The sequence below is a fragment of the Microbacterium sp. NPDC087665 genome (assembly GCF_044743285.1).
GTDB lineage: Bacteria > Actinomycetota > Actinomycetes > Actinomycetales > Microbacteriaceae > Microbacterium.
This window is the reverse complement of record NZ_JBIUWD010000014.1, coordinates 1-5526: the sequence shown is the minus strand read 5'-3', so window position 1 is coordinate 5526 and position 5526 is coordinate 1. Positions and strand designations below refer to the sequence as shown.

Sequence of the window (5526 nt, the reverse complement as noted above, 5' to 3'; positions counted from 1 at the left end):
GTAAGATAGAGAAGTTGCCCTGCGGGCCTGGTTGTGATGACTGGGTCGTGGGAGCATCCGATCCTTGAGAACTCAACAGCGTGCACTTGTCAAATGCCAAATAACCTCGACTCCACTTCGGTGGGGTGAGATTCCTTTGGATCAAAGACCAACCTCCTTGTGGGGTTGGCAACGGATAAAGTCAGCAATGAATTTGTCTCTTTGGTCAGCATCAAACTCGCTGCTCTCGCCTTATTCCGGTGATTGTATGCATTTCTTTTTTACGGAGAGTTTGATCCTGGCTCAGGATGAACGCTGGCGGCGTGCTTAACACATGCAAGTCGAACGGTGAAGCAGAGCTTGCTCTGTGGATCAGTGGCGAACGGGTGAGTAACACGTGAGCAACCTACCCCTGACTCTGGGATAAGCGCTGGAAACGGCGTCTAATACTGGATATGTGACTCGACCGCATGGTCTGTGTCTGGAAAGAATTTCGGTTGGGGATGGGCTCGCGGCCTATCAGCTTGTTGGTGAGGTAATGGCTCACCAAGGCGTCGACGGGTAGCCGGCCTGAGAGGGTGACCGGCCACACTGGGACTGAGACACGGCCCAGACTCCTACGGGAGGCAGCAGTGGGGAATATTGCACAATGGGCGCAAGCCTGATGCAGCAACGCCGCGTGAGGGATGACGGCCTTCGGGTTGTAAACCTCTTTTAGCAGGGAAGAAGCGAAAGTGACGGTACCTGCAGAAAAAGCGCCGGCTAACTACGTGCCAGCAGCCGCGGTAATACGTAGGGCGCAAGCGTTATCCGGAATTATTGGGCGTAAAGAGCTCGTAGGCGGTTTGTCGCGTCTGCTGTGAAATCCGGAGGCTCAACCTCCGGCCTGCAGTGGGTACGGGCAGACTAGAGTGCGGTAGGGGAGATTGGAATTCCTGGTGTAGCGGTGGAATGCGCAGATATCAGGAGGAACACCGATGGCGAAGGCAGATCTCTGGGCCGTAACTGACGCTGAGGAGCGAAAGGGTGGGGAGCAAACAGGCTTAGATACCCTGGTAGTCCACCCCGTAAACGTTGGGAACTAGTTGTGGGGTCCATTCCACGGATTCCGTGACGCAGCTAACGCATTAAGTTCCCCGCCTGGGGAGTACGGCCGCAAGGCTAAAACTCAAAGGAATTGACGGGGACCCGCACAAGCGGCGGAGCATGCGGATTAATTCGATGCAACGCGAAGAACCTTACCAAGGCTTGACATATACGAGAACGGGCCAGAAATGGTCAACTCTTTGGACACTCGTAAACAGGTGGTGCATGGTTGTCGTCAGCTCGTGTCGTGAGATGTTGGGTTAAGTCCCGCAACGAGCGCAACCCTCGTTCTATGTTGCCAGCACGTAATGGTGGGAACTCATGGGATACTGCCGGGGTCAACTCGGAGGAAGGTGGGGATGACGTCAAATCATCATGCCCCTTATGTCTTGGGCTTCACGCATGCTACAATGGCCGGTACAAAGGGCTGCAATACCGCGAGGTGGAGCGAATCCCAAAAAGCCGGTCCCAGTTCGGATTGAGGTCTGCAACTCGACCTCATGAAGTCGGAGTCGCTAGTAATCGCAGATCAGCAACGCTGCGGTGAATACGTTCCCGGGTCTTGTACACACCGCCCGTCAAGTCATGAAAGTCGGTAACACCTGAAGCCGGTGGCCTAACCTTTTTGGAGGGAGCCGTCGAAGGTGGGATCGGTAATTAGGACTAAGTCGTAACAAGGTAGCCGTACCGGAAGGTGCGGCTGGATCACCTCCTTTCTAAGGAGCATCTGACTCATCACGAGTCCAGAACCCAGTTCGAAGGCGTCTGTTCTTCGCTGGGAGCTCATGGGTGGAACATTTGACATGGTGCGAAGGATGTTGTTCTTCTCTAGTACACCGCTTGCGGTTGGAACGGGGAGGGTGGCGGATGTCGCACCTGCACGCTGTTGGGTCCTGAGGGACCGGATACGAGCCTTTCGGGGTTTGTGACCGTACCTCTGGACCTCTTCTGGTTTCCCCTGTGTGGGGTTGCTGGTGGGGGTACCGCCCGTACTTTGAGAACTACACAGTGGACGCGAGCATCTTGCAACTGACTTCGGTCGGTTGCACAAGATGATCTTAAAGATCATTAGTCAATTTCATTCTGAACCTTTCGAGGTTTGGAGTCGATTCTGATTCAAACTCATGTGATTTATCAAGTCTTTAAGAGCAAACGGTGAATGCCTTGGCATCTGGAGCCGAAGAAGGACGTAGCAATCTGCGATAAGCCTCGGGGAACTGATAAGCAAGTTTTGATCCGAGGGTGTCCGAATGGGGAAACCCCGCTGGGCGGCGTGCCGACCTAGTGACTCCCGCCTGAATATATAGGGCGGGTAGAGGGAACGTGGGGAAGTGAAACATCTCAGTACCCACAGGAAGAGAAAGCAACCGCGATTCCGTTAGTAGTGGCGAGCGAAACCGGAACAGGCTAAACCTAGCGTGTGTGATAGCCGGCAGGTGTTGCACGTTGGGGGTTGTGGGACTTTTCAGTCATTTCTGCCGAGATGGCGGCGTTACAAGAAGGTATAGACGAACGGTCTTGAAAGGCCGGTCATAGAGGGTGCCAACCCCGTAGTCGAAATGCCTCTCTTGACGCGAAGAGTATCCCAAGTAGCACGGGGCCCGTGAAATCCCGTGTGAATCTGTCAGGACCACCTGATAAGCCTAAATACTCCCAGATGACCGATAGCGGACAAGTACCGTGAGGGAAAGGTGAAAAGTACCCCGGGAGGGGAGTGAAATAGTACCTGAAACCGTTTGCTTACAAACCGTTGGAGCAGCCTTAGTAGCTGTGACAGCGTGCCTTTTGAAGAATGAGCCTGCGAGTTAGCGATATGTGGCGAGGTTAACCCGTGAGGGGTAGCCGTAGCGAAAGCGAGTCTGAATAGGGCGATTCAGTCGCATGTCCTAGACCCGAAGCGAAGTGATCTATCCATGGCCAGGTTGAAGCGACGGTAAGACGTCGTGGAGGACCGAACCCACTTAGGTTGAAAACTGAGGGGATGAGCTGTGGATAGGGGTGAAAGGCCAATCAAACTTCGTGATAGCTGGTTCTCTCCGAAATGCATTTAGGTGCAGCGTTGCGTGTTTCTTGCCGGAGGTAGAGCTACTGGATGGCCGATGGGCCCTACAAGGTTACTGACGTCAGCCAAACTCCGAATGCCGGTAAGTGAGAGCGCAGCAGTGAGACTGTGGGGGATAAGCTTCATAGTCGAGAGGGAAACAACCCAGACCACCAACTAAGGTCCCAAAGCGCGTGCTAAGTGGGAAAGGATGTGGAGTTGCCTTGACAACCAGGAGGTTGGCTTAGAAGCAGCCACCCTTGAAAGAGTGCGTAATAGCTCACTGGTCAAGTGATTCCGCGCCGACAATGTAACGGGGCTCAAGCACGCCACCGAAGTTGTGGCATTGACATTATTGGTAGGCCTTCGTGGTCCAGCCGTGTTGATGGGTAGGAGAGCGTCGTGTGGCCAGCGAAGCGGCGGTGTAAACCAGCCGTGGAGGCTACACGAGTGAGAATGCAGGCATGAGTAGCGAAAGACGTGTGAGAAACACGTCCTCCGAAAGACCAAGGGTTCCAGGGTCAAGCTAATCTTCCCTGGGTAAGTCGGGACCTAAGGCGAGGCCGACAGGCGTAGTCGATGGACAACGGGTTGATATTCCCGTACCGGCGAAGAACCGCCCAAGCTAATCCAGTAGTGCTAAGTGTCTGAATCCCAGTGACTGATCCCTTCGGGGTGACGCGTTGGGCCTAGCGCACGACCCCATTCTGGTGCGGTTAGCGTATTAACAGGTGTGACGCAGGAAGGTAGCCCAGCCAGGTGATGGTAGTCCTGGTGCAAGTGCGTAGGCCGAACGGTAGGCAAATCCGCCGTTCACATAGGCTGAGACACGATGCGAATAAAAAGTGGGTGATCCTATGCTGCCAAGAAAAGCATCGACGCGAGGTTCTAGCCGCCCGTACCCCAAACCGACTCAGGTGGTCAGGTAGAGAATACCAAGGAGATCGAGAGAATCGTGGTTAAGGAACTCGGCAAAATGCCCCCGTAACTTCGGGAGAAGGGGGGCCTTCGACGTATTAGGACTTGCTCCGAAAGCGTTTGGAGGCCGCAGAGACTAGTGGGTAGCGACTGTTTACTAAAAACACAGGTCCGTGCCAAGTCGCAAGACGATGTATACGGACTGACGCCTGCCCGGTGCTGGAAGGTTAAGAGGACCGGTTAGCCGCAAGGCGAAGCTGAGAATTTAAGCCCCAGTAAACGGCGGTGGTAACTATAACCATCCTAAGGTAGCGAAATTCCTTGTCGGGTAAGTTCCGACCTGCACGAATGGCGTAACGACTTCCCAACTGTCTCAACCGCGAACTCGGCGAAATTGCATTACGAGTAAAGATGCTCGTTACGCGCAGCAGGACGGAAAGACCCCGTGACCTTTACTATAGCTTTGTATTGGTGTTCGGTGTGGCTTGTGTAGGATAGGTGGGAGACTTTGAAGCGTGGACGCCAGTTCATGTGGAGTCATTGTTGAAATACCACTCTGGTCACTCTGGATATCTAACTTCGAACCGTAATCCGGTTCAGGGACAGTGCATGGTGGGTAGTTTAACTGGGGCGGTTGCCTCCCAAAAAGTAACGGAGGCGCCCAAAGGTTCCCTCAACCTGGTTGGTAATCAGGTGTCGAGTGTAAGTGCACAAGGGAGCTTGACTGTGAGACTGACAGGTCGAGCAGGGACGAAAGTCGGGACTAGTGATCCGGCAGTGGCTTGTGGAAGCGCTGTCGCTCAACGGATAAAAGGTACCTCGGGGATAACAGGCTGATCTTGCCCAAGAGTCCATATCGACGGCATGGTTTGGCACCTCGATGTCGGCTCGTCGCATCCTGGGGCTGGAGTAGGTCCCAAGGGTTGGGCTGTTCGCCCATTAAAGCGGTACGCGAGCTGGGTTTAGAACGTCGTGAGACAGTTCGGTCCCTATCCGCTGCGCGCGTAGGAAATTTGAGAGGATCTGACCCTAGTACGAGAGGACCGGGTTGGACGAACCTCTGGTGTGTCAGTTGTTCCGCCAGGAGCACCGCTGATTAGCTACGTTCGGGATGGATAACCGCTGAAAGCATCTAAGCGGGAAGCCGGCCTCAAGATGAGATTTCCATACCTTCGGGTGAGAGGCTCCCAGCCAGACTACTGGGTTGATAGGCCAGATGTGGAAGCACGGTAACGTGTGCAGCTGACTGGTACTAATAAGCCGATGACTTGATAACACACCCGTTTGTTGGTGCTACGCGTCCACTGAGTGGTTCTCGATGTACGGTCGAGAACCGCATGACAATGACTTTGTTATGTGTTTGATTGAAACATCAATAGTGTTTCGGCGGCCATAGCGTGAGGGAAACGCCCGGTTACATTCCGAACCCGGAAGCTAAGCCTCACAGCGCCGATGGTACTGCAGGGGGGACCCTGTGGGAGAGTAGGACACCGCCGGACTTC

Annotated in this window: 3 rRNA genes; all 3 read left to right on the top strand. The window is 54.2% G+C overall.

The window, feature by feature from the left end:
• The first annotated feature begins 259 nt into the window (after positions 1 to 259).
• The 3 genes from ACIOSY_RS17850 (at position 260) to rrf (ending at position 5523) form a co-directional block, all read left to right on the top strand.
• A 16S ribosomal RNA gene (locus ACIOSY_RS17850) occupies positions 260 to 1781 on the top strand.
• Between the two features lie 416 nt (positions 1782 to 2197).
• Positions 2198 to 5300 (top strand): 23S ribosomal RNA (locus ACIOSY_RS17845).
• 106 nt (positions 5301 to 5406) lie between these two features.
• A 5S ribosomal RNA gene (rrf, locus tag ACIOSY_RS17840) occupies positions 5407 to 5523 on the top strand.
• Together the 16S, 23S and 5S rRNA genes form the textbook arrangement of a ribosomal RNA operon.
• Positions 5524 to 5526 lie beyond the last annotated feature (3 nt).